Raw genomic sequence first — 24,858 nt, 5'->3', positions numbered from 1 at the left:
TCGCAATCCGTCCTGACGGGCTAGGTGGCCGTGACCCCGGGGATCCGGCCCTCGCGGAACGCCTCGACGAAGTGCCGGTGGTCGTCGCGGACCACCGACGCGTACTCGAGTCCGAAGGCCGCCATGTCGTCGGCGAAGGCCGCCTCGTCGGCACCGATCACCGCGATGATGGCGTCCTCGGTCTGGAAGGGCACCAGCGACTGGTCGCTGTCGGTGTCGCTGACGCAGTGCACCTTCGCGACCGCCTGGCCCAGTTGCTCGACCACCTCGGCCAACTCGTCCGGCTCGGTGAGTTCCGTCCAGTCGAGATCCGCCTCGTACGGCGAGATCTCGCTGACGACGAAGCCGACGCCGTCGATGGTCGTGTAGCCCAGTAGCGGGTCGGCGTGCGCCTGCAGCGCCCGCTGGGACACCGCCGTGCGATGGCCCTGGTGCTCGAAGTAGCCGTGCACCTCGGGGTCGGCGACCACGCGGCTCGGCGCGGGGACGTTGCCCTGCTTCATCGACAACACCACGTCGTTGTCGAGCGCCTGGTTGAAGCCCTCGATCAGCACGGTGTAGGCGGGCAGACCGGCACTGCCGATGCCGAAGCCCGTCTTGGCGATGACGTCCTTGACGTCGTAGGCGATGCCGTGGAAGCGCTGCGCCCGCGGGATGGTCTCGAGGTAGGCGTCGAACGCGCCCTCCACCTTGGCCCGCTCGTCGTCGCCGAGGCGGCGGACGCCCGGCAGTTCGCGGAACTTGCGGTCGCAGTCGTCGACGATGGTGATCCGGTTGAGCATCTCGGCACGCGTCGACAGTCGCGCCGACTGCAGCGCGGAACGTACTGCCCCGCGGGACGTCTCGAGGTCGAGGGCGAACGTCGAGTCGTCCTCGACGGTCACGAACCACCGGACCTGGCGCACGTACGCCTGGATGAAGACATCGATGAGCGTCGTGATCGCCTGATCGGAAAGCGCCTTCTGCCAACACATCAGCGCGATGCTGGCGGCGAAGCGCTGCAGATCCCAGGTGAAGTGCCCAACGTAGGCCTCGTCGAAGTCGTTGACGTCGAAGATGAGCTTGCCCGCGCCGTCCATGTAGGTGCCGAAGTTCTGCGCGTGCAGGTCACCCTGGATCCAGACCCGGCTGGTGCGCTCGTCGGCCCAGCGGTCCTCGCGTGCGGCCACGTCGGCGTAGAAGATGCAGGCGCTGCCGCGGTAGAAGGCGAAGGGATCGGCCGCCATCTTGCGGAACTTGGTGCGGAACGAATCCGGGTCCGTCGCCATCAGGTCGGAGAAGGCCTCGACCAGGGACGCGACGATGAAGGCCTCCCGCTCGTCCTGGCCGGGCTGTGTTGACGACATGCCACACCATACGGCCGCGTCAGCCCCTGGCGGCGGCCCGTTCGGTGGGGAGGTCGTCCTGACTCGCCGCCCAGGAGGCGAGCAGCGCCAGGCCGTCGGCGGTCGGGGTGCCCGGTGCGGCGGTGTAGACGTTCAGCTGCAGGCCAGGATCGCCGGGCAGCTCCATCGATTCGAAGTCGAGGTCGAGCTGGCCCACCACCGGATGGCGCAGCCGCTTGCGTCCCGAGCGGTGCAGATGCACGTCCTGGGATGCCCACCGCTGGCGGAAGAGGTCACTGCGCGTGGACATCTCGCCGACGAGCGCGATCAGTTCCTCGTCGTGCGGGTTGCGGCCGGCCTCGAGGCGGAGCATCGCCGCCGCGTCGCGGGTGACCGTGTCGTAGTCGACGAAGAAGTCCGCGGCGGCCTCGGGCTGCAGATAGACGAACCGGGCGGTGTTGGCGGGCCGGCGCGGATCGGCCAGCACGGGGGCGTAGAGGGCGCGGGCCAGCTGGTTCATCGCGAGGACGTCGTGGCGGCCGTTGCGGATCCAGGCCGGTGCGTGGGTCATCGCGTCGAGCACCTGCTGCAGTGCGGGCCGGACGGTGGCCGACGTCTTGCGTCTGCGGCGGGTGGGCTGCGGACCGGATTGCCGCGCGAGGTGGAAGAGGTGGTCGCGCTCGGCCTCGTCGAGTCGCAGTGCCACCGCGAGACTGTCGAGCACGCCATCGGAGGCGCCCGCCAGGCTGCCGCGCTCCATCCGCACGTAGTAGTCGACGGAGACGCCGGCGAGCATCGCCACCTCCTCGCGGCGCAGGCCCTTCACCCGCCGGTTGCCGCCGTACGCGGGCAGGCCGGCGTCCTGCGGCGCGATGCGCGCCCGCCGCGAGCTGAGGAACTCGCGGATCTCGCTGCGCAGATCCATCGTGGCCACGACACCACGGTAGGCACCCCCGACCCGTGGTGGGAGGTACTGCGGGTACCCCGTTCGACAGACACTCCCAGTACCCAGGTTCCGGGCCTACCGTCGGGGACATGAGCATTCCCACCTTCACCCTCAACAACGGCGTCGAGATACCGGCCCTGGGCTTCGGCGTCTTCCAGTCCGCGCCCGAGGACACCGTCGCCGCGGTGACCACCGCGCTGGAGACCGGCTACCGCCACGTCGACACCGCGGCGGCCTATGGCAACGAGCGCGAGGTGGGAGAGGCGATCCGCCGGTCCGGGCTCGACCGCGACGAGGTGTTCGTCGAGACCAAGGTGTGGATCACCGACTTCGGCTACGACGAGACGCTGCACGCGTTCGACAAGGCGGTGGGCAAGCTCGGCGTGGAGCGACTCGACCTGCTGATCCTGCACCAGGCGCTGCCCGACGAGTTCGAACTCACCATCGGTGCATACAAGGCGTTGGAGAAGCTGTACGCCGACGGCCGGGTGCGCGCCATCGGCGTCTCCAACTTCATGCCCCGTCACCTCGAGCGGCTGCTGGCCGAGACCGAGGTGGTGCCCGCGATCAACCAGATCGAGGTGCACCCGTACTTCCGGCAGTCGGAACTGCTCGCGGTCGACGACGAGCACGGCATCCTCAACCAGGCGTGGGCGCCGATCGGCGGCATCACGTTCTACCGGGAGGGCCCGCACACCTCCACCCTCGACAACCCGGTGATCGGCGAGATCGCATCCACCCACGCGAAGACCCCCGCGCAGGTCATGCTGCGCTGGCACGTCCAGCAGGGCCGCCAGGTGATCCCGAAGTCGGTGACGCCCGCGCGGATCGCCGAGAACTTCGACGTCTTCGACTTCGAGCTGAGCGCCGAACAGCTCGCCGCCATCGACGCCCTCGACACCGGCATCCGCGGCGGACCGGAGCCCGAGGACATCACCCGCAAGAACTACGGCATCACGATTCCGGAGGCATGAGCATGCACACACGCACACTCGGTCAGGGACTGGAAGTCTCGGCCATCGGCTTCGGCGCCATGGGGATGTCGCAGGGCTACGGCCCCAACCCCGGCGACCGCGACGACATGATCGGCGTCCTCCGGTACGCGGTTGAGGCCGGCCTGACGTTCGTCGACACCGCCGAGGTCTACGGGCCCTACGTCAACGAGGAACTCGTCGGCGAGGCGCTCGCGCCGCTGCGGGACCAGGTGGTGATCGCCACGAAGTTCGGCTGGGACATCGCCGACGGCAAGATGGTCGGCACCGACTCGCGACCCGAGCAGATCCGCCGGGTGGCCGACGCGTCGCTGCGGCGGCTGCGCACCGACGTGATCGACCTCTTTTATCAGCACCGCGTCGACCCCGACGTGCCCATCGAGGACGTCGCCGGCACGGTCGGCGAGTTGGTCGCCGCGGGCAAGGTGCGCCACTTCGGTCTCTCGGAGGCCGGCCCGGACACCATCCGGCGCGCGCACGCGACGCACCCGGTGACCGCCCTGCAGAGCGAATACTCCCTGTGGACACGGGATCCCGAGCCAGAGGTGCTGCCCACATGCGCGGAACTCGGCATCGGGTTCGTGCCGTTCAGCCCTCTGGGCAAGGGCTTCCTCACCGGTACCGTCACGGGGTCTACGGGGTTCGGCGACGGGGACATCCGGAGCAATCTCCCACGGTTCACTGCCGACAACATCGGCGCCAACGAGGCCCTCGTCGGTCAGGTGCGCGCACTCGCCGAGGGCAAGGGAAGCAGCCCGGGGCAGATCGCACTCGCGTGGCTGCTCGCCCAGCAGCCGTGGATCGTTCCCATCCCGGGCACCCGCCGCCGGGAACGGATCGACGAGAACGCGGGCGCGTCGACGGTCGCGCTGTCGGCCGACGAGGTCGCCGACCTCGACGCGCTCGCCGCCCGGGTCGGCGTCCAGGGCGACAGGTACACCCCGGCGATGATGGCGATGGTGGGGCTGTAGCGCTGGAACTACCGTGGAGGCATGACCGCCGGAGACACCGCCCCGCCGCTGCGGGTCGCGAGCCTGCACCGCTATCCCGTCAAGTCGATGCTCGGTGAGGCCGTCACCTCGCTGCCCGTCTCCTTCGCGGGGGCCGACGGCGATCGGCGGCTGGCGTTCGTCGACCAGGAGACGGGCCGGGTGGCCAGCGCCAAGCAGGCCCGCCTGTGGCGCGATCTGCTGAAGTGCACCGCCGGCACCGATGACGCTGGGCGCGTGTGGGTTCGGCTACCCGACGGCACCCGGATGGCGACCGACGACGACGGATTCGACGACGCGATGTCCCGCCTGCTGTCGCGACCGGTGCGGCTGGCCGACCACCGGCCACCCGGCGCCACCCTGGAGCGTGCCGACCCCGAGCAGGTCCTGCGCGACGGCCTCGACGCCGAGGTCGACGCGCCGCTGCTCGAGCTGGCCGAGGGGACGCCGGGGGACTCCTTCGTGGATCTCGCACCGCTGCACGTCATCACCACCGCGACGCTCGAACGCATCGGCACCGAGGCCGCGCGCTATCGGCCGAACATCGTGATCGAGACCCCGCCGGACTACCGGGCGTACGACGAGAACGGATGGACGGGCCGCACGCTCGCGGTGGGGTCCGTGCGGCTGCGGGCGATGGGACCGACGCCGCGATGCGTGATCCCGACCCTCGAACACGGCGACCTCGGCCGGGCGACGCACGCGCTGCGCACCCCGGCCGTCGAGAACCGCGTCGAGTCCTTCGGGCTGGGCGAATTGCCCTGCGCCGGGGCGTACTTCGAGGTGCTCACCGAGGGCGACGTGCACGTGGGCGACGAGGTCACGCTCGACTGAGTCGCAGGCTCAGCCGGCGAAGGCCTTGGTCGGCAGGCCGCTGACGCCGGGACGGGCGCTGAACAGCGAACCGGCGAGCGGATCCGCACCCGCGTCGAGACCCTCGCGCGACGTCGTGATGAAGAGGGTGGCCATGTCGTCGCCACCGAACGTGCACGCCGTGACCTGGCGGGCCGGGACGTCGATCACGGCGTCGAGGACGCCCCGATCGGTGTAGCGGTGGACCGCCCCGCCGCCGAACAGCGCCGTCCACACCCCGCCCTCGGCGTCGACGGTCAGGCCGTCGGGCGACCCCCCGTCGGGGATGGTGACGAAGGAGCGGCGGTCGTGCAGGCCGCGGTCGGGATCCCAGGAGAACACGTCGATGCGGTGGGTCTCGGTGTCGTTGTAGTAGGCGAGCGTGCCGTCCGGCGACCACTCGATGCCGTTGGACACCGTGACGCCGGTGAGGACGACCGACACCGAGTGGTCCGGGTCGAGGCGGTAGAGCGACGCCGCCCCCGGGCGCTTGTCGTACGCCATCGACCCGCAGTAGAAGGATCCGTCCGGCGCGCACCCGCCCTCGTTCATCCGGATGCCCGGATCGGTCCACACCTCCGGCAGCAGCGACGTGGACCCGTCGTCGTCGACGAGCAGGAAGCCGCGTTCGACGGCGATCACCGCGCCGCCGGAGCGCCGGGGCCGCACCGCCGCGGCGATGCTGCCCGCGTGGGCGCGGTCGACGCCGCCCTCGGCGTCCAGTGCGAGCACGTCGCCCGCGGTCATGTCGACCCAGCGCAGCCCGCCCCAGCTCGTGGACCACACGGGTCCCTCGGCGTGCTCGGCGATGGGATCGGTGACCTGGTCCACGTTCACGCCCACCCGGGTCCCCACCGGCGGCGGCGTGCAAACGGGCTCAGGCGTGTTGGCGGTGCATCCCGTAGGGCACCGCCGCGACGAGCGTCACGGGTACGGACTCGCCGCTGGGCACCACGTACTCCCGCCGATCGCCCACCCGGGCGCCGAGCAGTGCGAGGCCGAGTGGTGAGCGCACCGAGTACACCTCGACGTCGCCGTACTCGGCGCCGCGCAGGCCCATCAGGAAGGTCTCGGTGTCCCCGGTCCGGTCGAACCGGACGGTGAGCACCATGCCGGGTTCGGCGACGCCGTCGTCCGGAGGGTTCTCGTCGACCACGGCGTACAGCAGCCACTCCAGGATCTGCTGGATACGGGACTGGCGGGCCGCGCGCACGGCGACGGCGTTCTCCTCGCCGTCGTCGGGGACGTCGGTGGCCACCAGGAGTTGCAGGTCGGCCAGCTCCTCCTCGAGTCGGCGGTAGGCGGCGGGCGTCATCCAGATCGGTTGCGTGGCGGTCATGGTCGCTCCTCTCGGGTGTGCGGGGGTCGTCGTCAGGGGCGGGCGTGCTGCCTCCGCCCCTGACGACTCGATGCGGGTCCTGGTCAGCGCAGCGGGTCGACGGTCCACAGCGCCGCGGGTTGCTTGCCGGTGGTGATCTGCTCGGCGAGCAGCCGTCCGGTGATCGGGCCGTGCGCGAGCCCCCACATGCCGTGGCCACCGGCGACGTAGACGCCGGCGGCGACCTCGCCGATCAACGGTCGGCCGTCAGTGGTGACGGGCCGCGGGCCCACCCACTCGTCGGTACGTTCGGTCCACCGCACGCCGCCCAGCAGCGGTCCCGCGGAGGCGACGATCGCGTCGAGTCGCGCGGGCACGCCGGGCTCGTCGGGTCCGCGGAACTCCATCGTTCCCGCGACGCGCAGGCCGCCCCGGTAGGGCGTGCAGGCGACCCGTGCCTCGGGCAGGTAGACGGGTCCGGGCACCGGCCGGTTCACGGGAACGGTGAACGAGTAGCCGCGTCCGGCCCGCACCGGCGTGCGGACCCACCGGGACACCAGTCGCGACAGCCAGGCGCCGGTGGCGATGACGGCCGCGTCGGCGATCAGCGGCTCGGCGCCGTCAAGGTCGACCCGCGCGCCTCGGCCCGCGGGCCGGACGTCGACCACGGTCGCGGTGCGGATCTCGCCGCCGCGCTCGATCACCGCGCGGGCCAGCGCCTTGGTGAAGCGGCCCGGGTCGACGAAGCGCTGGTCCTCGACGCTGACTCCCAGCGCGACCCGGTCCGACGCCAGCGGTGCCGCATCGCGCAGGCCCGGCCCCTCGAGGGTGCGGTACGACAGGGGCTGGCCGACGCGGCGCAGGCCCTCGAGTTCGTCGATCAGGTGGGCGGCGTGCCGTTCGGTGGCGAACAGCGCGGTGATCGGTCCGTCGGTGGTCGGGGCGTCCACGCCGTTGGCGGTCAGCACGTCGAACGCCTCGAGGCACTCGGCGTTGAACGGGACGTTCGCGCTCGCCGCCCGATCCCACGCGGAGCGGCGGCAGTTGGCGGCGAAGCGGGCGAGGAACGCCCACAGGCCCACGTCGACGCGGGCCGGAACGTGCAGCGGCGCAGCCGGATCGGTGAGCGATCGCAGACCGTGGACGAGTGCCGACGGCTGGTTGAGGGGGATGGTCAGAGCGGGCGACACCCAACCGGCGTTGCCCCACGACGCACCGGCCGCCACGCCACGGCGGTCCACGACCGTCACCGCCACGCCGCGTTCCTGAAGGAACCACGCGGTGGACAGGCCGACGATGCCGGCGCCCACCACGATCGCCGATCGCGGTCCACCGTCGAAGCGTTCGTCGCCGGCCATCACGCCACCTCCTGGAGTTCGTGTCTCCTTCGATGGTGGCGCAGTCTCGGCGTCGACGGTTGCCGGAATCCGACAATCCGTCGGGTGTTAGTTGTCGCCTTCGAACAACGCGGTCGTGTCGTCGTCGGTAGCGGCCAACTCGATGGTCATCGCCAGCCGCTTGCGGCCGTCGGTCAGGTCGAGGACGGTCAGCTCGGACATCTTCCGCAGCCGGTAGCGGACGGTGTTCTCGTGCACGCCGAGGCGTTCCGCGGCCTCGGGCAGGTCGCCCTGCGCGGCCAGCCACGCGCGGAGGGTGTCGACGTACCTGGTCCCGCGCGCGGCGTCGTGGCGCCGGAGTTCCGCGATGGGACCGCGCTGCGGCGCCCGACCCACTCGCGTCGCGATGCGCAGCCGCCGCAGCACGATGTCGTCCCACGACTCGTCGTAGGCCGGGGCGGCGCCGGCCGCGTTCCGCAGCTCGTGCAGGGCCAGGCACTCGTCGGCCTCGTCGCGGGCCGTGCGCAGCTCGAGAATGGTGGCGACGCTGCTGATCCCGGCCACGACGCCGGCCCGCTCGGGCAGCGCGGCCCGCAGGTCGTCCACCCAGCGGCGGGCGGCATCCACCCCGTCGCTGGGCAGCACGGTGTAGATGGTGTTGTCGGCCAACGTCGTTCGACCTGGACGCGACCACCCGAATCCGGTGGTCGCCTGCTCGAAGGCCAGCAGCAGCGCGGCGTGCAACTCGTCGTCGAGACGCGCGCGCAGCGCGATGACGCGCAGCCCGGACGGCGGCAGCGCGAGCCTGCTCATCACCGTCCCCGCGTCGACCGTGCCGTCGAGCAGCCCGATCACCAGGTCCGACTCGACCTGGCGTTCCAGGTCGGCGCTGGCGCGGGACCGCAGGAGGTGCAGGGCGACCAGGCGGGCGCCGTCGGTAAGCGCTCGCAACGGCTCGCCGACCAGTTCGTCCGCGCACGCCACCCACACCGAGCCGAGGAGTTCGCGACCGGTGCGCGCCGCCACGGCCATTCGTCCGGCGAGGCCCTCGTCGGGTGCGGGCGAGACGAAGATCGGGGCGTCCGAGGACGCGAGGTGGGTGGTGACGCCGCGTGCGGCGAACAGGCTCCGGAGCCGGTCCGGCGTCTGGCGACCGAGGATCGTCTCGGCGCGAGCCCCGTCGGCGTGCTGCTGCAGACGGGAGTAGGCGAGCACCCGTGAGTGTCGGTCCTCGATGGTGACCGCGCCGCCGATCGCGTCGGCCAGGCTGTCGGCGAGCGCGAACAGGTCGGTGGGCCCGCGCCCGGACTCGGTCTCGCGACCCTCCAGGACCAGCCCGAAGAGGACCGCCGCCACCTCGCTCCACGACACGTCGCGGTCGACCGTCAGCACGGCCGGACCGTCCGGGGTCGCGGTGACGGCGGTGTCGTCGTCGCGCACCAGCACGGCCACCGCTCGCGACGCCCGGGCCCAGGCGAGGGCCGTCTCCACCGAGTCGGCGTCGACGGCCAGCAGGACGTCACCCACCACCTGGCGATCCTCGTGCAGGACGACGGACCGCAGTTCGGTCGAGCGCGGTGCGGAGCCGGTCACCAGCCGGACGCCGTAGCCGCCGAGGACGTTGACGAGTCGGTCCAAGGTGACCATCGAGACTCCCCACGCCGGCCGTCGCGGCCCAGCCTAGGGGGTCAGTCGTCGGCCGACGTCCAGGCGTAGGGCAGGAACTTGCCGTCCAGCGTGACCACCACGCGGTCGCCGTCGGGATGCGGCTTGCGCGTGACGTCGAGGCTGAAGTTGATGGCGCTCATGATGCCGTCGCCGAACTCCTCGTGGATGGCCTCCTTGATGGCGCCGCCGTACACCTGCAGCACCTCGTAGAAGCGGTAGACCGTCGGATCCGTCGGGACGGCGGTGGGCAGCCCGCCGCGCCCGGGCACCGCGGCGAGCACCGGCACGACCGACTCGTCGAGGCCCAGCAGCTCGGCCAGCACCGCACCCTGCTCGGCCGGGATCGGGTGCTGGCCCTGCAGTGCGGCGATGGTCCACAGCAGCGGCCGCTGCACCGCGTCGGCGAGCTGCTGCCAGGTCAGCCCCTTCGCGAGTCTGGCGGCGACGATCTCGGCGGTGACCTCGTCGCGTGTCACGCGTTCACCTTGGTGGGGATCTCGAAGTCCTGCAGGGGGGTGCTGGGCCGGCGCCACTCGCCGCCGGTGCGGGCATGGGTCGCGTACAGCGTGAGGCCGACGAACGCCAGGCCGCCGACGAGATTGCCGATGACCGTGGGGATCTCGTTCCACAGCAGGTAGTCGGCGATCGAGAAGTCGCCGCCCATCATCAGGCCGGACGGGAAGAGGAACATGTTGACCACGGAGTGCTCGAAGCCCATGTAGAAGAACAGCATGATGGGCATCCACATCGTGATGACCTTGCCCGACACCGACGTCGACATCATCGCGGCGACGACGCCCGTCGACACCATCCAGTTGCAGAGCACGCCGCGGACGAAGAGCGTCAGCATGCCGGCCGCGCCGTGTTCGGCGTAACCGACCGTCCGGGTGGAGCCGATCTCGCCGAGTCGCTGACCGACTTCGTTCGGGTCGACGGTGAACCCGTAGGTCAGCGTGACGGCGATCATCACCGCCACCGTGACGGCGCCCAGGAAGTTGCCGACGAACACCAGACCCCAGTTGCGCAGCATCGACCGGACGGTCACGCCGCGACGCTTGTCGAGCAGCGCCAGCGGTACGAGCGTGAACACGCCGGTGAGGAGGTCGAACCCCATCAGATAGAGCAGGCAGAAGCCGACGGGGAAGAGCACCGCGCCGAGCAGGGCGTTGCCGGTCTGCACGGTGATCGTCACCGCGAACGCCGCCGCCAGCGCGAGGATGGCGCCGGCCATGTAGGCGCGGATGACGGTGTCCCGGGTCGACATGAACACCTTCGACTCTCCGGCGTCCACCATCTTCATCACGAACTGTCTCGGGTCCACATAGGACATGGCGAGGCTTCTTTCGTCGTCGGGGGGTGGTGAGTGCGTGCCAGCGTGCAGGTCGGCCATGACGTCGATGTGAAGTGGCTGAGAGGGCCCTGTGACGAACTCTTCACCGGCGGGGGCCGGGCGCTGTGAGGTCGGGTCGCCGGGCCCTGCTCGGCCGCCAGGGGAGTGGGGTGTCTCGCCCGCGCGTCAACGAATGATGACGCGTGGGGGAGTGCACATGGCTTGGTCCCGGCCGCAGCGCGCGCCGAGTGTCCAGTTGCGTCACGCGAAACGGCGTATGGCGTGGCATAAGTGGACACTCGGCAGCGTCAGAACCGCCCCGCGTCGACGACCTTCAGCACCGCCGCGCCCTCCTCGTCGGACGCCTCGAGGTCGACTTCGACGACGATGCCCCAGTCCTTGTCGCCCGCGGGGTCGTCGAGGATCTGCCGCACCCGCCACACCTCGGGTTGCTTGTCGATGATCAGCATCCCGGGCCCGCGCGCGTCTGCGCCGATGCCCACGTCCTCGTGCTCGTCGAAGTACGCGTCGACGACCTCGTGCCACCGCTCGGCCGTCCACCCGGACCCGCCGTCGAGTTCGCCGAGGTCGTACCAGCGGCCACGGGCGAACAGCTCGACGCGGCGGAACAGCGCATTGCGGATCATCGCGGTGAACGCTCGCTCGTTGCCGGTCAGCGGACGCGGCCGGGCCGGCACCGTGACCGGGGCGTCCAGCGGCTGATCGGGGCTGGTGAGCTGCTCCCACTCGTCGAGCAGGCTCGAATCCACCTGCCGCACCAGCTCTCCCAGCCACTCGACGACGTCGGTCACCGCCTCCGTCCTCGCCGACGCGGGCACCCCGGAGCGCAACGCCTTGAACGCATCCGACAGATACCGCAGCACCGCGCCCTCGGAGCGGGTCAGCCCGTACAGGCTGATCAGCTCGCGGAACGTCAGCGCCTTCTCCCACATCTCGCGCACGATCGACTTCGGCGACAGCCGCGCGTCCGCCGCCCACGGGTTGCTCTGCAGGTAGGTCTCGAACGTGGCCTGCAGCAGCTCGTCGAGCGGCTTGGGATAGGTGACGTCGTCGAGCAGTTCGATGCGCTCGTCGTACTCGATGCCCTCGGCCTTCATCTCGGCGACGGCCTCGCCCCTGGCCTTGTTCAGCTGCGCCGCGAGGATCTGGCGCGGATCCTCGAGCGTCGCCTCGATCACCGAGACCACGTCCAACGCATGGGTTTCCGACTCCGGATCGAGCACCTCGACGGCCGCGAGCGCGAACGTCGACAGCGGCTGGTTCAGCGCGAAGTCGGGCGGCAGGTCGACGGTGAGCTGGTAACGCCGGTGGCCGGAGGGTTCGGTGACGCGCTCGAGCACGCCGGCCTGCAGCAGTGAGCGGGCGATGCCGACGGCCTCGCGGACGTGCTGCAGCTGACGCTTGCGCGGCTCGTGGTTCTCGGTGAGCAGGCGGCGCATCGCCACGAAGGGATCGCCGGGCCGGTCGACGACGTCGAGGATCATCGCCGTCGACACCCGCATGTTGCTGGTCAGCGGCTCCGGGGTGGCGTCCACCAGTCGCGTCATGGTCGACTCGCTCCACGGCACCATGCCCTCGGGCACCTTGCGCCGCACCAGCTTCCGACGCTTCTTCGGATCGTCGGCGACCTTCGCGAACTGCTTGAGGTTCTCCACCTCGTGATCGGGCGCCTGCACGACGACGGTGCCCGCGGTGTCGAAGCCGGCGCGCCCCGCGCGTCCCGCGATCTGATGGAACTCCCGCGCGCTGAGCAACCGGGTCCGGGTGCCGTCGTACTTCGACAGCGCCGAGAACACGACGGTCCGGATCGGCACGTTGATGCCGACGCCGAGGGTGTCGGTGCCGCAGATGACCTTGAGCAGCCCGGCCTGCGCCAGCTGCTCGACCAGGCGCCGGTACTTCGGCAGCATGCCGGCGTGGTGCACCCCGATGCCGTGGCGCACCAGCCGCGACAGCGTCGTCCCGAACGCCGACGAGAACCGGAACGCGCCGATCAGATCGGCGATCGCGGCCTTCTCGTCCTTGGTGCTGACGTTGACGCTCATCAGCGCCTGCGCCCGCTCCAGTGCCGACGCCTGGGTGAAGTGCACGACGTAGATCGGCGCCTGCTTGGTGTCCAGCAGATCGCCGATGGTCTCGTGCATCGGCGTCGTGGCGTAGGAGAAGTACAGCGGTACGGGTCGTTCGGCGTTGGCCACCAGCGCCGTGGTCCGGCCGGTGCGCCCCGTCAGGTCGTCGCGGAGGAAGGCGACGTCGCCGAGCGTCGCCGACATGAGCAGGAACTGGGCGCGCGGCAGTTCGAGCAGCGGCACCTGCCACGCCCAGCCGCGGTCGGGATCGCCGTAGAAGTGGAACTCGTCCATCACGACCAGACCGATGTCGGCGTCGGCGCCCTCCCGCAGCGCGATGTTGGCCAGCACCTCGGCGGTGCACGCGATGATCGGCGCATCCGAGTTGACCGACGCGTCGCCGGTGAGCATGCCGACGTTGACCGCGCCGAACACGTCGCACAGCGCGAAGAACTTCTCGCTCACCAGGGCCTTGATCGGCGCGGTGTAGTAACTGGTCCGCCCCGCCGCCAGCGCGGCGTACAGCGCCCCGGTGGCCACCAGCGACTTGCCCGAGCCCGTCGGCGTGGCCAGCACCACGTTCGCACCGCTGACCAGCTCGATCAGCGCCTCCTCCTGGGCGGGGTAGAGGGTGGTGCCGCTTGCCTCGGCCCACGCCGCGAAGGTGGCGAACAGCTCGTCGGGGTCGGCGCCCGCGGCACGCAGGCCGCTCAGGTCGCTGGGGTCGTCGAGCAGGGGGGTGGCGGTCATGTCGGTCACCAGCCTGCCTGACGGCCCGACGCGCGCGTCAGCCGAACCCGATCCCGACGCCGACGTCGCCGCCCTCGTCCGAGTGGTTGGGGCACCGGACGTCGACGTAGACGGTGTCGCCGGACCGCATCGGCTCACCCGAGTGGTTCGGGTCGTTGATCGACACCACGGTGCAGTCCGCGAGGGGTTTGGTGTCGAAGCCGCTGAGCCAGTTGATCTGGACGAGGTACCCCTGGTCCTGCAGTTCGGCGATCGTCGCGTCGGCGCCGGCGGCCCGCGCGGCGGGCATCCCGACGACCGCGGCCGCGAGTCCGGCGGCCACGATCACGAGCACCGCCCAGTTGGATCGCATGACAGCGATGGTCCTCTCCGGGGCGGCTCCCGTGCAACACCGGTCGTTCAGCGGGCGCCTGTATCTTCTCGGCACTCGCGGTCGGCGGCCCGTCGCCCGGTGACACACCACAGGAGCACGTCGTGACTCGAGACGCGATCGACGGCCTGCGCGCCGACTACGACGCGACGCCGTACACCTCGGACGCCTTCGCGCAGTCCGCGCCGGGAAACCTGGCGGCGATCGCGCACGTCTTCGGTCTGGACGCACCAGCGGTCGCGACGGCGCGCGTCCTCGAGATCGGCTGCGCCGCAGCGGGCAACCTCATCCCGTTCGCCGCCACCCACCCCGACGCTCGGGCGGTGGGCATCGACCTGTCCAGGGTGCAGATCGACCTGGGCCGCGCCCGAGTGGACGCGCTCGGGCTGCGCAACGTCGAGCTGATCGCGGGCGACGTGGCGGCCATCGACGTCGCGGCGCTCGGTCGGTTCGACTTCATCGTGGCGCACGGCGTGTACAGCTGGGTGCCCGAGACGGTGCGGGACGCCATCCTGGCGCTGGTGAGCTCGGTACTCGCGCCGAACGGCGTCGCCTACCTCAGCTACAACACCTACCCGGGTTGGAAGGCCAAGGAGGTGGTCCGCGACGCCATGCTGCTGGCCGGCGGCGCCAGTGGGACGCCGAGGGAGAAGGTCGACGCGGCGCGCGACGTGGTCGGCTTCCTGCGGGACGTGGCGCCCGCCGACGGCGTGCTGGCCCGCACCCTCGCCGAATTCGTGGCCAGGGACGAGGACTTCGGTGATTCCTACCTGTTGCACGACGAGCTGGAGACGTTCAACGCGCCCTGCTACTTCTACGAGTTCGTCGGCCGCGCGGGCGGTCACGGCCTGGCCTTCCTAGCCGAGGCACGGCCGGAGACGATGTTCCCGTCGAACCACGGCCCGCGGGTCGCCGAGTACCTGACCCAGAAGTGCGGCGGCTCGCAGGTGCTGGTGGAGCAGTACCTCGACTTCGTGGTCAACCGGGCGTTCCGGGAGTCGCTGCTCGTCCACGCCGACCGCGCGCCCCGGATCCGGTATGCACTCGACCACGGCCGCTTTGGTGCGCTGCACGTCGCGGCCTGGTCGCCGCCCGTCGACGGGGTCACCGTGCTGGACCACTCCCGCCAGGAGTTCGAGGTCGCCGATGGCGCAACGCTGTTCACGAACGACCCGGGGCTCAAGGCGGCGCTCGAGACGCTGAACGAGCGGTGGCCGTGGACGACCTCTCGCGGCGAGCTGGTGCAGGCGGTGCGGGACCGGCTGACCGCCGCGGGCTTCACGCCTGGCGCGGACCTCGCCGCGCACGTCGACAACCTGCTGGGCGTGCTGATCGTGCAGGGCCACGCCCGCTACCGGCTCGAGCCCGTTCGGCCGCGCGGTGGCCCGGCGCTGCGCCTACCGGAGGCGATCCGGCGGACCGTCGAGGCGACGCGTGACGACCACGGGGCGTCGATCTTCAACCTCTGGCACGAGCCGCTCATCCTCGCGCCCGTCGACCGGGTGCTCCTGCCGCTGCTCGACGGCACCCGCGACCGCGCGGCGCTGCTCGCGGACCTCGTCGATCGGCAGGACGAGACGGGCCTGGGGGCCGACGAGCTCGCGGACTACGTCGACGCCCTGCCCGGGCACCTGCGCGACCTCAAGCTCGCGTGAGCCCGTCGGCCAGCGCGGCGCCGAGACGGTGACCCGACAGCCACGCCGACTCGACGCGTGGCGCGCCCGACGGACACCACGAGTCGCCGCACAGGCCCAGCGCGCGACCGCCGTGGGTGGTCAGTCCGAACGGCTCGTCGCCGTGCGTGCCAACGGGTTTCGCGAACGTCCAACGGTGGGCATGGGTCCACTCCGGCGCGGCGGCGACGTCGAGCAGGCGCCGTAGGGCGTCGAGGACGGGTGCCACGGCGTCCTCGGGGTGGTCGAGATGGAGGGCCGCGCGGTCGGCGGTCGTGTGGGCGACGAGCACCGCGGCCCCGTCACCGCGCCGGGCGCCGTCGTCGGCGATGAAGCTGACGTCGGCGTCGTCGTTGACGAACGCGGCGTCGGCGATCGGCCAGCACCGGTCGGCCCAGCCCGCGGCGACGGCGACGACGGGTTCGTAGGTCACCCAGTCCGCGGCGTCGGGCGCGAGGCGGGCGGCCTGCGGGTCGGGCATCGCGAGGACGACGGCGTCGTGGTCCAGGTCGTCCAAAGAGCGGATCTCGGTCTCGAGCCGGACGTCGTCGGGCACCGCGTCGACGACCAGGGATCGCAGGCCGTCGGGTGCGGCGTACCGCAGTGGACCGGTCGTGGTGTCGAGCCCGTCGGGGGATGCGACGCCGAACGTGTCGGTCCAGCCGCGGGCGAGGCCGGCGGCCACCCAGCGCTCCACGACCGCGGTGAACTCGGGCTCCTTCGTGGTGAAGTACGCCGCTCCGACGTCGACGCGCCGGCCGTGCACGCTCGGCGAGGCCATCCGCCCGCCGGGACGGTGGCCGCGTTCGATCAGGTCGACGGTGACGCCGCGCTCTCGCAACGCCCGAGCGCAGGCCGAACCGGACAGGCCTGCACCGATGACGGCGACGCGTGACGACATGACCTCACGGTAGTCACGTCGCCACGCGTGCCGGGGTGGGTCTAGTCGTGCTCGGCGTCGGGAATGCCCTCGGGCGGCGGGGTGCCGTAGGCGGGGGCAGCGGGCGGCACCTCCAGGGGCTGGCCGTCCTCGGCTTCGGGATCACCTTCGTGCTGTTCGGGATTGGTCATCTGACAGCCGTACCCGCTCCGCGTACGCGGTATCCGCTCAGCGAACTCCGTGTTTGGACGCGAACCGACCGGATATGTGGCGCCGCATGGCAACTCCAGGCACTCAGGGATCACCCAAGGCAGCACCGACGGCAGGCCGCTCCGCCGTCCAATGGGCCGCGATCGCGGTCGGGGCGGTGTTCCTGCTCGTCGGCATCCTCGGCTTCATCCCGGGGGTCACCACCGACTACGACACGATGACCTTCGCCGGTCACCACTCCGAGGCCAAGCTGCTCGGCCTGTTCAACGTGTCCGGCCTGCACAACGTGGTCCACCTCCTGTTCGGCGTCGTGGGCCTCGCGCTGTCGGGCACGTTCTCGGCCGCCCGCTGGTACCTGGTGGGCGGCGGCATCGTCTACGCGGTGCTGTTCGTCTACGGACTGGTGATCGACCACGACTCGTCGGCCAACTTCGTCCCGGTGAACACCGCCGACAACTGGCTGCACCTCGGTCTGGCGATCGGCATGCTCGCGCTGGGGATCGTGCTGGGCCGCGCCGACGCACCTCGGGACGTCCGCCACACCTAGCCGTGCCTATGGTCGAGCGGTGACGATCAGCTACGACGACGCGCTGCGCGACCGGATCCGGCACCACCTGGCCGGGCACGACCGCCGCGTGGTGACCGACCCGACCAAGCGGCACGCCGCCGTCGCGGTGGTCCTCGTCGACTCCGAGGAGGGCGAGGACCGCGTCGACCCGGCACCCGTCGACGACTGGATCGCGGGCCGGCCGATGGAGGCGGGTCTCGACGGACGCATGGTCGGGGTGTCGGGCGGGGCGGCGTTCCTGCTGTGCCGGCGGGCGTCGCGGCTCAGCTCGCACTCCGCGCAGTGGGCGCTGCCGGGCGGCCGGCTCGACCCGGGCGAGACCGTCGAGGTGGCCGCGCTGCGCGAACTCGAGGAGGAGGTCGGCGTCACGCTGCCCGAGTCCGCGATCCTCGGCCTGCTCGACGACTACCCGACCCGGTCGGGCTACGTGATCACCCCGGTCGTCGTCTGGGGTGGTGGGCGGCTCGATCCGCGGCCGTCGCCGGACGAGGTGGTCGCCGTCTACCGGATCGGCCTGCACCAGCTGCAACGCGACGACTCGCCGCGGTTCGTCGACATCCCGGAGAGCACGCGGCCCGTCGTGCAGATCCCGCTGGGCAACGACCTGATCCACGCCCCCACCGGCGCCGTCCTCCTGCAACTGCGGTGGCTGTGCCTGGAGGGCCGCCACGACGCCGTCGACCAGCTGGAACAGCCGGTGTTCGCCTGGAAGTAACGCCGCGGGCCTCTCCCAGCGAAGTACCAGTCGAAGCGTCGGACACGTGGACCGTCCGCGCGGAGTCGGAGGGAACCCAACCGTGAGTCGTCGTCAGAGCATCCGCCGCCTGGGGCTGACCGTCGCTGCCGCCACGCTGGCGCTGACCGGTCTGTCGACCGCGGGCACCGCGTCGGCCGAGCCGGGCTGCGCCGACTACCACTGGCTCGGTGCTGCCGGATCCGGCCAGCGCGACGGTGCCGGGCTCACCCAGAACGGTGGCATGGGCGGCGTCGTCTACCAGTCCTACCTGCAGCTCAGTTCCGAACTGGCGGCCGACGGACGCACCATCACCGCCGAGGCCGTGCAGTACCCGGCCGCGCCCGTCCCGCTCGAGGGCGGCATCGGTGGCTGGATGGGCTTCATGGACAGCGTCGAGGACGGCGCCGACGCGACCGCCGAGCAGCTCGAGGCGTTCACCGCCCGCTGCCCGAACACGATGGTGGTGCTCGCCGGCTACTCGCAAGGCGCCATGGTGGTCCACCGCAACCTGTACGACGTCGCCGAGAACCCCAACGTCGCGGCCGCGCTCCTGATCGCCGACGGCGACCGGCTGCCCGTCGACACCACGATCAACCTCGGCTCCACCGCCATCACGCCCGGCATCGGCAAGGGCGTCGCCCAGGAGCACTCCTTTCTCGCCTCGACCGACACGTCGCCGCTGCCGCCGTCGATCGGCGCCAAGACCATCAGCGTCTGCGACGTCGGCGACCCGGTGTGCGACTACGACCCGGAGGCCGACGAACTCGCCCCGGCGGCGCTCGCCATCCACACCTCCTACGCACCGATGGTCGGCGGCCCGCACGACTGGGGCACGCCGCTCTACCAGCTGGTGAGCAGCGCCTCCCCGCTGCCGGTGGTGCCGGCCGAGTAAGTGGCCCACCTACGGGGTAACTGAGGCGGAGTCGTCCCGCGAAGGAGCCTCACATGAGCGCCGCCACCAAAACCACGTCCACGAAGCACCAGGTGGTCGTCATCGGCTCCGGGTTCGGCGGCCTGAACGCCGTGAAGGGGTTCAAGCACGCCGACGTCGACGTCAAGATGATCGCCCGCACCACCCACCACCTGTTCCAGCCGCTGCTCTACCAGGTGGCGACGGGCATCATCTCCGAGGGCGAGATCGCCCCGGCCACCCGGATGATCCTGCGCAAGCAGCGCAACGCGCAGGTCCTCCTCGGCGACGTCACCCGCATCGACCTGACCCGCAAGCTCGTCGTCTCCGAACTCCTCGGCCACGTATACGAGACGCCGTTCGACACGCTGATCGTCGCGGCCGGCGCCGGGCAGTCGTACTTCGGCAACGACCACTTCGCCCAGCACGCGCCCGGCATGAAGACCATCGACGACGCGCTCGAGCTGCGCGGCCGCATCCTGGGCGCGTTCGAGCAGGCCGAGCGGTCCAGCGAGCGCGAACGCCGGCAGAAGCTGCTGACCTTCACCGTCGTCGGCGCCGGCCCGACGGGCGTGGAGATGGCCGGCCAGATCGCCGAACTCGCCGACGAGACGCTCAAGGGGAGCTTCCGGCTCATCGATCCCACCGAGGCACGGATCATCCTGCTCGACGCGGCGCCCGCGGTGCTGCCGCCGATGGGCGAGAACCTCGGCAACAAGGCCCGCGCGAAGCTGGAGAAGCTCGGCGTCGAGATTCAGCTCGGTGCGATGGTCACCGACGTCGACCGCAACGGACTGACGGTCAAGGACACCGACGGCACCGTCCGCCGCATCGAGTCGGCCTGCAAGGTGTGGTCGGCCGGCGTGGCCGCGAGCCCGCTGGGCCGCGACCTCGCCGACCAGTCCGGGGTGGAACTCGACCGCGCGGGCCGGGTCCAGGTGCTGCCCGACCTGTCGATCCCCGGCCATCCCCACGTGTTCGTGATCGGCGACATGGCCGCCGTCCCCGGCGTCCCCGGCATGGCCCAGGGGGCGATCCAGGGCGCCAAGTACGTCACCAAGCACGTGCGGCGCGAGCTGAAGGGCGCCTCGCCCGACGCGCGAAAGCCGTTCTCGTACTTCGACAAGGGCTCGATGGCGACGGTGTCGAAGTACAACGCCGTCGCCAAGATCGGGCCGATCGAGTTCGGCGGATTCCTCGGCTGGCTCGCCTGGCTGGGCCTGCACCTCGCGCTGCTCGTCGGGTTCAGCTCAAAGGTCGCCACCCTGCTGGCCTGGACCGGTACGTTCATCGGACACAGCCGCGGACAGCTGGCGATCACCGAGCAACAGGCTTACGCCAGAACGCGTTTGGAGACGCTCGCGGAGGTCGCCGAGCAGGTGCGGACCGAGGAACGCGCTGCCGGCTGACCGCCGGCAGCGCGTCGACGAGAGGTCAGGGCAGCAGGCGCTGCAGCGCGCCCCTGCCGACCTCCTCGGGCCGGTACTGCTCGGCGGCGAAGGCGCCGATCGCGACGAGTGCGCCGGTCGCGGCGGGTATCACCCACTGCAGCAGCTTCAGCTGCTTCTGCGCGGCGGCGACCTCCGGCGGCGTCGTCGAGGTGGGCGTGGTGCCGTCGGCTGCCGGCACCGCCCGGTGATCGGAGACCCGTCGGCCCAGGATGCGGCTGTAGCCGGTGACGCCGAGTGCGACGGCGGTGAGCCCGATCTTGGTGGCCGCCATCGACGGCACGCCCTGCTGGGCCTTCGCGCGCCCGAGATCGTGCTTGAGCAGCCCGGTGGCACCGATCAGGTGCACGCCGATCGCGGCGGCGTTGATCGGCGTCCAGCGATCCCAGCCGTCATTGGTGACGGCGCCGACGCTCGCCGCGTCGCCCGCCGACGACGCCGCGGGGTTGAGGGTGACGGCGTTGGCGAGGGTGCCGCCGAACCAGGCGGCCAGACCGAGGTCGTGCATCTGGTGGACCAGTGTTGCGCGTGCCATGGGTTCTCCTAGGTGAGGTGGTGGATCGTCGGCCGATACCCCGTCGAGGGCACGCGAAACGGTCCGCACCGCAAGAGAACTGACGTCACCCGTCGCCGGCGAGCCGGCGCAGGATCGTGGCCGTGGGCTCCTGGCGGGCCGTGCGGTAGGCGGTGCCTGCCCACAGGTGGACCAGGTCGGCGTCGCCCGCCGCGGCGGCGGCCTTGCGCAGCGCGCTGGTGAGGTGGTGCAGCGCCGGGTAGCCCAGCGGCGCGGTCGGCTCGAAGCGGTCGATGAAGCCGTTGCGCAGTCCGCGCGCCGGTCGCCCGGTGAACGCCCGGGTCAGCACCGTCTCGGTGCGCTCCGGGTCGGTGAGGGCCGCGCGGTGGGTGGCCGACGCGCCGCTCTCGTCGGCGAGCAGCAGGGCCGTGCCGACGGCGACGGCCTCCGCACCCGCGGCGAGCACCGCGGCCACGTCCTCGGGGGTGCCCAGCCCGCCCGCGGCGACGATCGGCAGCGAGGTGCGGTGCGCAACGTCGGCGACGAGGTCGGTGAGCGCGACGTCGGCGAGTGGCCGGTCGGGGCTCAACGTGCCCGAGTGGCCGCCGGCGCCGATGCCCTGCAGCACCAGCACGTCGACGCCCGCGGCCGCGGCCCGCTCCGCCTCCGCGCTCGACGTGACGGTCTGGGCGACGGTGGTGCCGGCCTTGCGCAACCGTGCGACGACGTCGGGACCGGGGATGCCGAACGTGAAGCTGACGAGTGGGACCGGTTGCGCGAGAAGTAGATCGAGCTTGGCGTCGAACCGATCGTCGTCGTCGACCACGTCCTCGGGCAGCGTCAGGCCGTACCGGTCGGCGTCGGGTTGGACCGCCGCGCGGTAGGCGCGGTAGGCGTCGGCCGTGATCGGCACGGGATTGGGCGCGAACACGTTGACGCCGAACGGGACGTCCGCCGCGCGCACGGCGTCGATCTCGGCCGCGAGCGCGTCGGCGGTCTTGTACCCGGCGGCGAGGAGCCCGAGGCCGCCGGCGTGGTGTGCGGCGATCACCATCGCGGGGGTGGTCGCGCCGCCGGCCATGGGCGCGGCGAGCACGGGGATGGTGAGGCCGAGGTCGGCCAGCGGGGACGTCATCGGAATACCTTCCGTCGATTCTGCCGGACTACGTGTCCGTCCTCGGTACAACGATTCTCGGCCGTCGGGCTTCCGCAGGGCAACGACGGGTCTTCTTCCTGCTGCGAGGGCTCGCCTACCAGCCTGAGAGGATCGTCCCCGTGCTCGCCGTCCTCGAAGCCTTCGCCGTCATCGGCGTCGTGATCGTCGTCGGTGCGATCGTCGGCAGGACGGGCGTCCTCGGTGACAACGCCCGAATGGTGCTCAACCGCGTGGCCTTCCACGTGGGGGTGCCTGCGCTGCTGCTGCTCAGCCTCTCGGAGGCGACGCTCGACCAGATCTTCTCGCTGCCGCTGCTGGTGTCGGCCATCGCGACGCTGCTGGCGTTCGCCGGGTGCTTCGCGGTGGTCGCCCTCGTCCGGCGGCGCAATCGCGGCGACTCGACGATCGCCTCCTGGACCGCCTGCTACGTGAATGCGGGCAACCTCGGCATCCCGCTCAGCGTCTACGTCTTCGGCAGCACCACCGAGATATCGGCGCTCATCCTGTTCCAGGCGACGGTGATGGCGCCGATCGGCATCGCGATCCTGAACTCCGCCGCGCGGCCCCGCCGCTCCGCCGGTCGCCAGGTGATCGCCCTGATCACCAACCCGATCATCGCGGCCAGCGCCGTCGGACTGGTGTTCGCCGGCACCGGCGTCAACCTGAGCGGACCGGTCGCCGATCCGCTGCGGCTGCTCGCCGACCTCGCCATCCCCACCGTGCTGCTGGCGTTCGGCATCTCGCTCAGCAGCCGCGCCGAACGCACCGCACCGTCCGACCGGGTGGACCTCGGGGTGGTCGTGGTGTTCAAGACGGTGCTCATGCCCGCGCTGGCGTTCGCGCTGGCCCGCTGGGTGTTCGGTGCGTCGCCGGAGCAGACGCTGCTGGTGACGGTGTTCGCGGCGTTGCCGTCCGCGCAGAACATCAACACCTATGCCGCCGTGTACCGCAGCAACGAGTCCCTGGCACGCGACGCGACGCTGATCTCGAGCGTGGTGTCCGTGCCGATCATCTGCGCCATCGTCGCCCTGCTGGGCTGACAATCGGTTTGCCGGGTGGTCTCCCGGGTATGGGTGCGATGGCGGCGGGTGTCGCCACGAAGAAGGGTGGACCAAGGGTGAAGTCGAAGACAGTCAGCAAGGCGCTCCGCGCGAGCGTCGTCGTGGCAACGGGTGCGTGGATGGCGCTGGTGGGTGGCTCCGTGCCCCAGGCGGCGGCCGAACCCGCGTGTCCCGACATCGAGGTCGTCTTCGCCCGCGGGACCAGCGAGGCCCCCGGCGTCGGCGGGATCGGGCAGGCGTTCGTCGACTCCGTCCGCGCCCAGGCCGGCGGCAGGACCGTCGGCGTCTACGCCGTGAACTACCCGGCGAGTTCGAACTTCGACGACCGCGACGCCTTCGCGCGCACCGTCGTCGACGGGATCCGCGACGAGGGCGGCCGCATCCAGCAGATGTCCGTGGACTGCCCCAACACCCGCCTCGTGCTGGGTGGGTACTCCCAGGGCGCGGTCGTGACGGGCTTCACCACCTCCGACGTGGTGCCCAGCGGCGTGCCCGCCGACCTGGTGCCCGCACCGCTGTCGCAGCAGGCCGTCGACCACGTCGCCGCCGTCGTGCTGTTCGGCACGCCCTCGGGCCAGTTCCTGAACAAGTACGGCGCTCCCCAGATCACGATCGGTTCGCGGTTCGCCGACAGGACGCTGCAGCTGTGCGCTCCCGGCGACACGATCTGCGACGGCGACTTCACCGGCGCACCGTCGGTGGCGCACGCGCTCTACGCGGTCAACGGGCAGGTCAACGAGGGCGCCGCGTTCGCGATCGGGAAGCTCTAGCCCGACTGCTCCCGGCGCGCCCGGGCCCGCCGCTTGCCCTCGTGCATCGCGGCGACCCGGGCCACGGGGATGGTCCGGCCCTGCTCGATCAGGTCGTCGGGCAGACGCTGCGGTGCGGGCATCGACTCGCGCCACGGGTCGCGTCCGCCGAGGGCGTCGAGCGCGGTGTGCACGGTCATCGCGGTGGGGTCGACGGCGTCGAGATCGCCCCAGTCGACGGGGAACGACACGGGTAGCCCCGGCCGCAGCCGCGGGGTGTACGCCGCGGCGACGGTGTTGCCGCCCGCCCGCGTCGAGTCGACGAACACCTTGCCGCCGCGTTCCTCCAGGACGTATTTGGTTGTGGCGAGGTCCGGGTCGAGCGCCTCCGTGCGGGCGGCCAGCGCGCGGGTGGCGGCGGCCACGTCGTCGGCCGGGGCCGCGTCGTCGATCGGCACGAACACGTGAATGCCCTTGGCGCCGCTGGTCTTCGCCGCACCGGCCAGGCCGCAGTCCGCCAGCGCCCGACGCACCAGGTGCGCGACGGCCACCACGGCGTCGAACCCCGAGTCGGCGGGCGGGTCGAGGTCGAGCACCAGGTGCGTGGCGCGGTAGAGGTCGTCGGCGAGGCCCAGCGCCGGGTGGTACTCGATGGCGCGCTGATTGGCCAACCACAGCAGCGTGCGACGGTCGTCGCACAGCGGGTAATGCACCTCGCGGTGCGACGCCTCCGCCCAGATCGCCGCGGTCCGCACCCAGTCCGGCGTGTACTTGGGCACGTTCTTCTGCATGAACGGCGCCCGGCCGCGCAGCGCCCGCAGCACCGTGAGCGGACGGCCCGCCAGGCCGGGGAGCATCCGCTCCGCCACCCCGTCGAGGTAGTCCACCAGATCGCGCTTGGTGGCCCCCGCCTCCGGGGTCAACGGCTGGTCGAGGTTGGTCAGGTCGACCCCGTCGCGCTGTTCCGCGGCCATCGACCCAGCCTA

At 71.4% G+C, this 24,858-nt stretch carries 25 protein-coding genes; 10 read left to right on the top strand and 15 right to left on the bottom strand.

Translation table 11 applies throughout. The features are described 5' to 3' along the window. Nucleotides 1-20: 20 nt before the first annotated feature. Together AC1MEY_RS22260 and AC1MEY_RS22255 are read right to left on the bottom strand one after the other, a co-directional pair. A complete protein-coding gene (locus tag AC1MEY_RS22260) occupies nucleotides 21-1,346 on the bottom strand; it encodes a DUF2252 domain-containing protein (protein WP_480227551.1) in 1,326 nt (441 codons plus the stop codon). 19 nt (nucleotides 1,347-1,365) lie between these two features. Beyond that, nucleotides 1,366-2,259, bottom strand: a complete 894-nt coding sequence (locus AC1MEY_RS22255; protein WP_480227550.1) for a helix-turn-helix transcriptional regulator — start codon at nucleotides 2,257-2,259, stop codon at nucleotides 1,366-1,368. Nucleotides 2,260-2,360: 101 nt separating this feature from the next. Here AC1MEY_RS22255 and AC1MEY_RS22250 point away from each other — a divergent pair, with 101 nt between their 5' ends. Genes AC1MEY_RS22250 through AC1MEY_RS22240 form a run of 3 tightly spaced genes read left to right on the top strand, consistent with a single transcriptional unit; the run spans nucleotide 2,361 to nucleotide 5,086 of the window. Further along, nucleotides 2,361-3,245 (top strand): aldo/keto reductase, encoded by an 885-nt coding sequence (locus AC1MEY_RS22250; protein WP_480227549.1) that lies wholly within the window; start codon nucleotides 2,361-2,363, stop codon nucleotides 3,243-3,245. Nucleotides 3,246-3,247: 2 nt separating this feature from the next. Continuing rightward, nucleotides 3,248-4,234 carry an aldo/keto reductase gene (locus tag AC1MEY_RS22245; RefSeq protein ID WP_480231619.1) on the top strand — a complete coding sequence of 329 codons (987 nt, stop codon included), beginning with the start codon at nucleotides 3,248-3,250 and terminating at the stop codon, nucleotides 4,232-4,234. Nucleotides 4,235-4,255: 21 nt separating this feature from the next. Then, nucleotides 4,256-5,086: an MOSC domain-containing protein gene (locus tag AC1MEY_RS22240; protein WP_480227548.1), complete on the top strand. Its 831-nt coding sequence runs from the start codon at nucleotides 4,256-4,258 to the stop codon at nucleotides 5,084-5,086. 9 nt (nucleotides 5,087-5,095) lie between these two features. Here AC1MEY_RS22240 and AC1MEY_RS22235 read toward each other — a convergent pair whose 3' ends face one another. From AC1MEY_RS22235 to AC1MEY_RS22200, 8 genes are all read right to left on the bottom strand, one after another. Further along, complete coding sequence (locus AC1MEY_RS22235; RefSeq protein ID WP_480227547.1) at nucleotides 5,096-5,947, bottom strand: SMP-30/gluconolactonase/LRE family protein; 852 nt, start codon at nucleotides 5,945-5,947, stop codon at nucleotides 5,096-5,098. A gap of 34 nt (nucleotides 5,948-5,981) precedes the next feature. Continuing rightward, complete coding sequence (locus tag AC1MEY_RS22230; protein ID WP_480227546.1) at nucleotides 5,982-6,443, bottom strand: GreA/GreB family elongation factor; 462 nt, start codon at nucleotides 6,441-6,443, stop codon at nucleotides 5,982-5,984. A gap of 83 nt (nucleotides 6,444-6,526) precedes the next feature. Beyond that, nucleotides 6,527-7,780, bottom strand: a complete 1,254-nt coding sequence (locus AC1MEY_RS22225) for an NAD(P)/FAD-dependent oxidoreductase (protein ID WP_480227545.1) — start codon at nucleotides 7,778-7,780, stop codon at nucleotides 6,527-6,529. Between the two features lie 87 nt (nucleotides 7,781-7,867). Beyond that, nucleotides 7,868-9,406, bottom strand: coding sequence for a PucR family transcriptional regulator (locus AC1MEY_RS22220; protein WP_480227544.1), 1,539 nt, complete (start codon nucleotides 9,404-9,406; stop codon nucleotides 7,868-7,870). Nucleotides 9,407-9,447: 41 nt separating this feature from the next. Next, on the bottom strand, nucleotides 9,448-9,903 hold the full coding sequence (gene cynS / locus AC1MEY_RS22215) for a cyanase (protein WP_480227543.1): 456 nt from the start codon (nucleotides 9,901-9,903) through the stop codon (nucleotides 9,448-9,450). Continuing rightward, entirely contained in the window at nucleotides 9,900-10,757 is an 858-nt protein-coding gene (locus AC1MEY_RS22210) for a formate/nitrite transporter family protein (protein WP_480227542.1), read from the bottom strand. The genes cynS and AC1MEY_RS22210 overlap by 4 nt, the downstream gene beginning before the upstream one ends. A 308-nt stretch (nucleotides 10,758-11,065) precedes the next feature. Beyond that, complete coding sequence (locus AC1MEY_RS22205) at nucleotides 11,066-13,597, bottom strand: DEAD/DEAH box helicase (RefSeq protein WP_480227541.1); 2,532 nt, start codon at nucleotides 13,595-13,597, stop codon at nucleotides 11,066-11,068. A 37-nt stretch (nucleotides 13,598-13,634) separates the two neighbouring features. Further along, on the bottom strand, nucleotides 13,635-13,949 hold the full coding sequence (locus AC1MEY_RS22200) for a hypothetical protein (RefSeq protein WP_480227540.1): 315 nt from the start codon (nucleotides 13,947-13,949) through the stop codon (nucleotides 13,635-13,637). A gap of 122 nt (nucleotides 13,950-14,071) precedes the next feature. Here AC1MEY_RS22200 and AC1MEY_RS22195 point away from each other — a divergent pair, with 122 nt between their 5' ends. After that, entirely contained in the window at nucleotides 14,072-15,622 is a 1,551-nt protein-coding gene (locus AC1MEY_RS22195; RefSeq protein ID WP_480227539.1) for a methyltransferase regulatory domain-containing protein, read from the top strand. Here AC1MEY_RS22195 and AC1MEY_RS22190 read toward each other — a convergent pair. Further along, a complete protein-coding gene (locus AC1MEY_RS22190) occupies nucleotides 15,609-16,541 on the bottom strand; it encodes an NAD(P)/FAD-dependent oxidoreductase (RefSeq protein ID WP_480227538.1) in 933 nt (310 codons plus the stop codon). The genes AC1MEY_RS22195 and AC1MEY_RS22190 overlap by 14 nt on opposite strands. A gap of 41 nt (nucleotides 16,542-16,582) precedes the next feature. Further along, on the bottom strand, nucleotides 16,583-16,711 hold the full coding sequence (locus tag AC1MEY_RS22185) for a hypothetical protein (protein ID WP_480227537.1): 129 nt from the start codon (nucleotides 16,709-16,711) through the stop codon (nucleotides 16,583-16,585). An 86-nt stretch (nucleotides 16,712-16,797) separates the two neighbouring features. On the opposite strand from AC1MEY_RS22185, the gene AC1MEY_RS22180 reads away from it, so the two are divergent. From AC1MEY_RS22180 to AC1MEY_RS22165, 4 genes are all read left to right on the top strand, one after another. Next, nucleotides 16,798-17,277 carry a DUF4383 domain-containing protein gene (locus tag AC1MEY_RS22180; RefSeq protein ID WP_480227536.1) on the top strand — a complete coding sequence of 160 codons (480 nt, stop codon included), beginning with the start codon at nucleotides 16,798-16,800 and terminating at the stop codon, nucleotides 17,275-17,277. Nucleotides 17,278-17,296: 19 nt separating this feature from the next. Then, the gene (locus AC1MEY_RS22175) at nucleotides 17,297-18,013 is read left to right on the top strand and encodes an NUDIX hydrolase (protein WP_480227535.1); all 717 of its coding nucleotides are present in this window, start codon (nucleotides 17,297-17,299) and stop codon (nucleotides 18,011-18,013) included. An 82-nt stretch (nucleotides 18,014-18,095) separates the two neighbouring features. Beyond that, the gene (locus AC1MEY_RS22170) at nucleotides 18,096-18,926 is read left to right on the top strand and encodes a cutinase family protein (RefSeq protein WP_480227534.1); all 831 of its coding nucleotides are present in this window, start codon (nucleotides 18,096-18,098) and stop codon (nucleotides 18,924-18,926) included. Nucleotides 18,927-18,979: 53 nt separating this feature from the next. Beyond that, nucleotides 18,980-20,353 carry an NAD(P)/FAD-dependent oxidoreductase gene (locus tag AC1MEY_RS22165; protein WP_480227533.1) on the top strand — a complete coding sequence of 458 codons (1,374 nt, stop codon included), beginning with the start codon at nucleotides 18,980-18,982 and terminating at the stop codon, nucleotides 20,351-20,353. 25 nt (nucleotides 20,354-20,378) lie between these two features. Here AC1MEY_RS22165 and AC1MEY_RS22160 read toward each other — a convergent pair whose 3' ends face one another. Further along, nucleotides 20,379-20,927, bottom strand: a complete 549-nt coding sequence (locus AC1MEY_RS22160; RefSeq protein ID WP_480227532.1) for a hypothetical protein — start codon at nucleotides 20,925-20,927, stop codon at nucleotides 20,379-20,381. A gap of 85 nt (nucleotides 20,928-21,012) precedes the next feature. Beyond that, a complete protein-coding gene (locus AC1MEY_RS22155; protein ID WP_480227531.1) occupies nucleotides 21,013-22,041 on the bottom strand; it encodes a nitronate monooxygenase in 1,029 nt (342 codons plus the stop codon). Between the two features lie 140 nt (nucleotides 22,042-22,181). Here AC1MEY_RS22155 and AC1MEY_RS22150 point away from each other — a divergent pair, with 140 nt between their 5' ends. Next, nucleotides 22,182-23,102, top strand: coding sequence for an AEC family transporter (locus tag AC1MEY_RS22150; RefSeq protein ID WP_480227530.1), 921 nt, complete (start codon nucleotides 22,182-22,184; stop codon nucleotides 23,100-23,102). Between the two features lie 140 nt (nucleotides 23,103-23,242). Next, a complete protein-coding gene (locus tag AC1MEY_RS22145; protein ID WP_480231618.1) occupies nucleotides 23,243-23,893 on the top strand; it encodes a cutinase family protein in 651 nt (216 codons plus the stop codon). On the opposite strand, the gene AC1MEY_RS22140 is transcribed toward AC1MEY_RS22145, so the two are convergent. Beyond that, on the bottom strand, nucleotides 23,890-24,846 hold the full coding sequence (locus AC1MEY_RS22140; protein ID WP_480227529.1) for a DNA polymerase domain-containing protein: 957 nt from the start codon (nucleotides 24,844-24,846) through the stop codon (nucleotides 23,890-23,892). The genes AC1MEY_RS22145 and AC1MEY_RS22140 overlap by 4 nt on opposite strands. Between the last annotated feature and the right edge of the window lie 12 nt (nucleotides 24,847-24,858).

Source organism: Mycobacterium sp. PTI7 (assembly GCF_056679845.1).
Note: the sequence above shows the minus strand (reverse complement) of the source record. Positions and strands in the feature narration are given on the sequence as shown.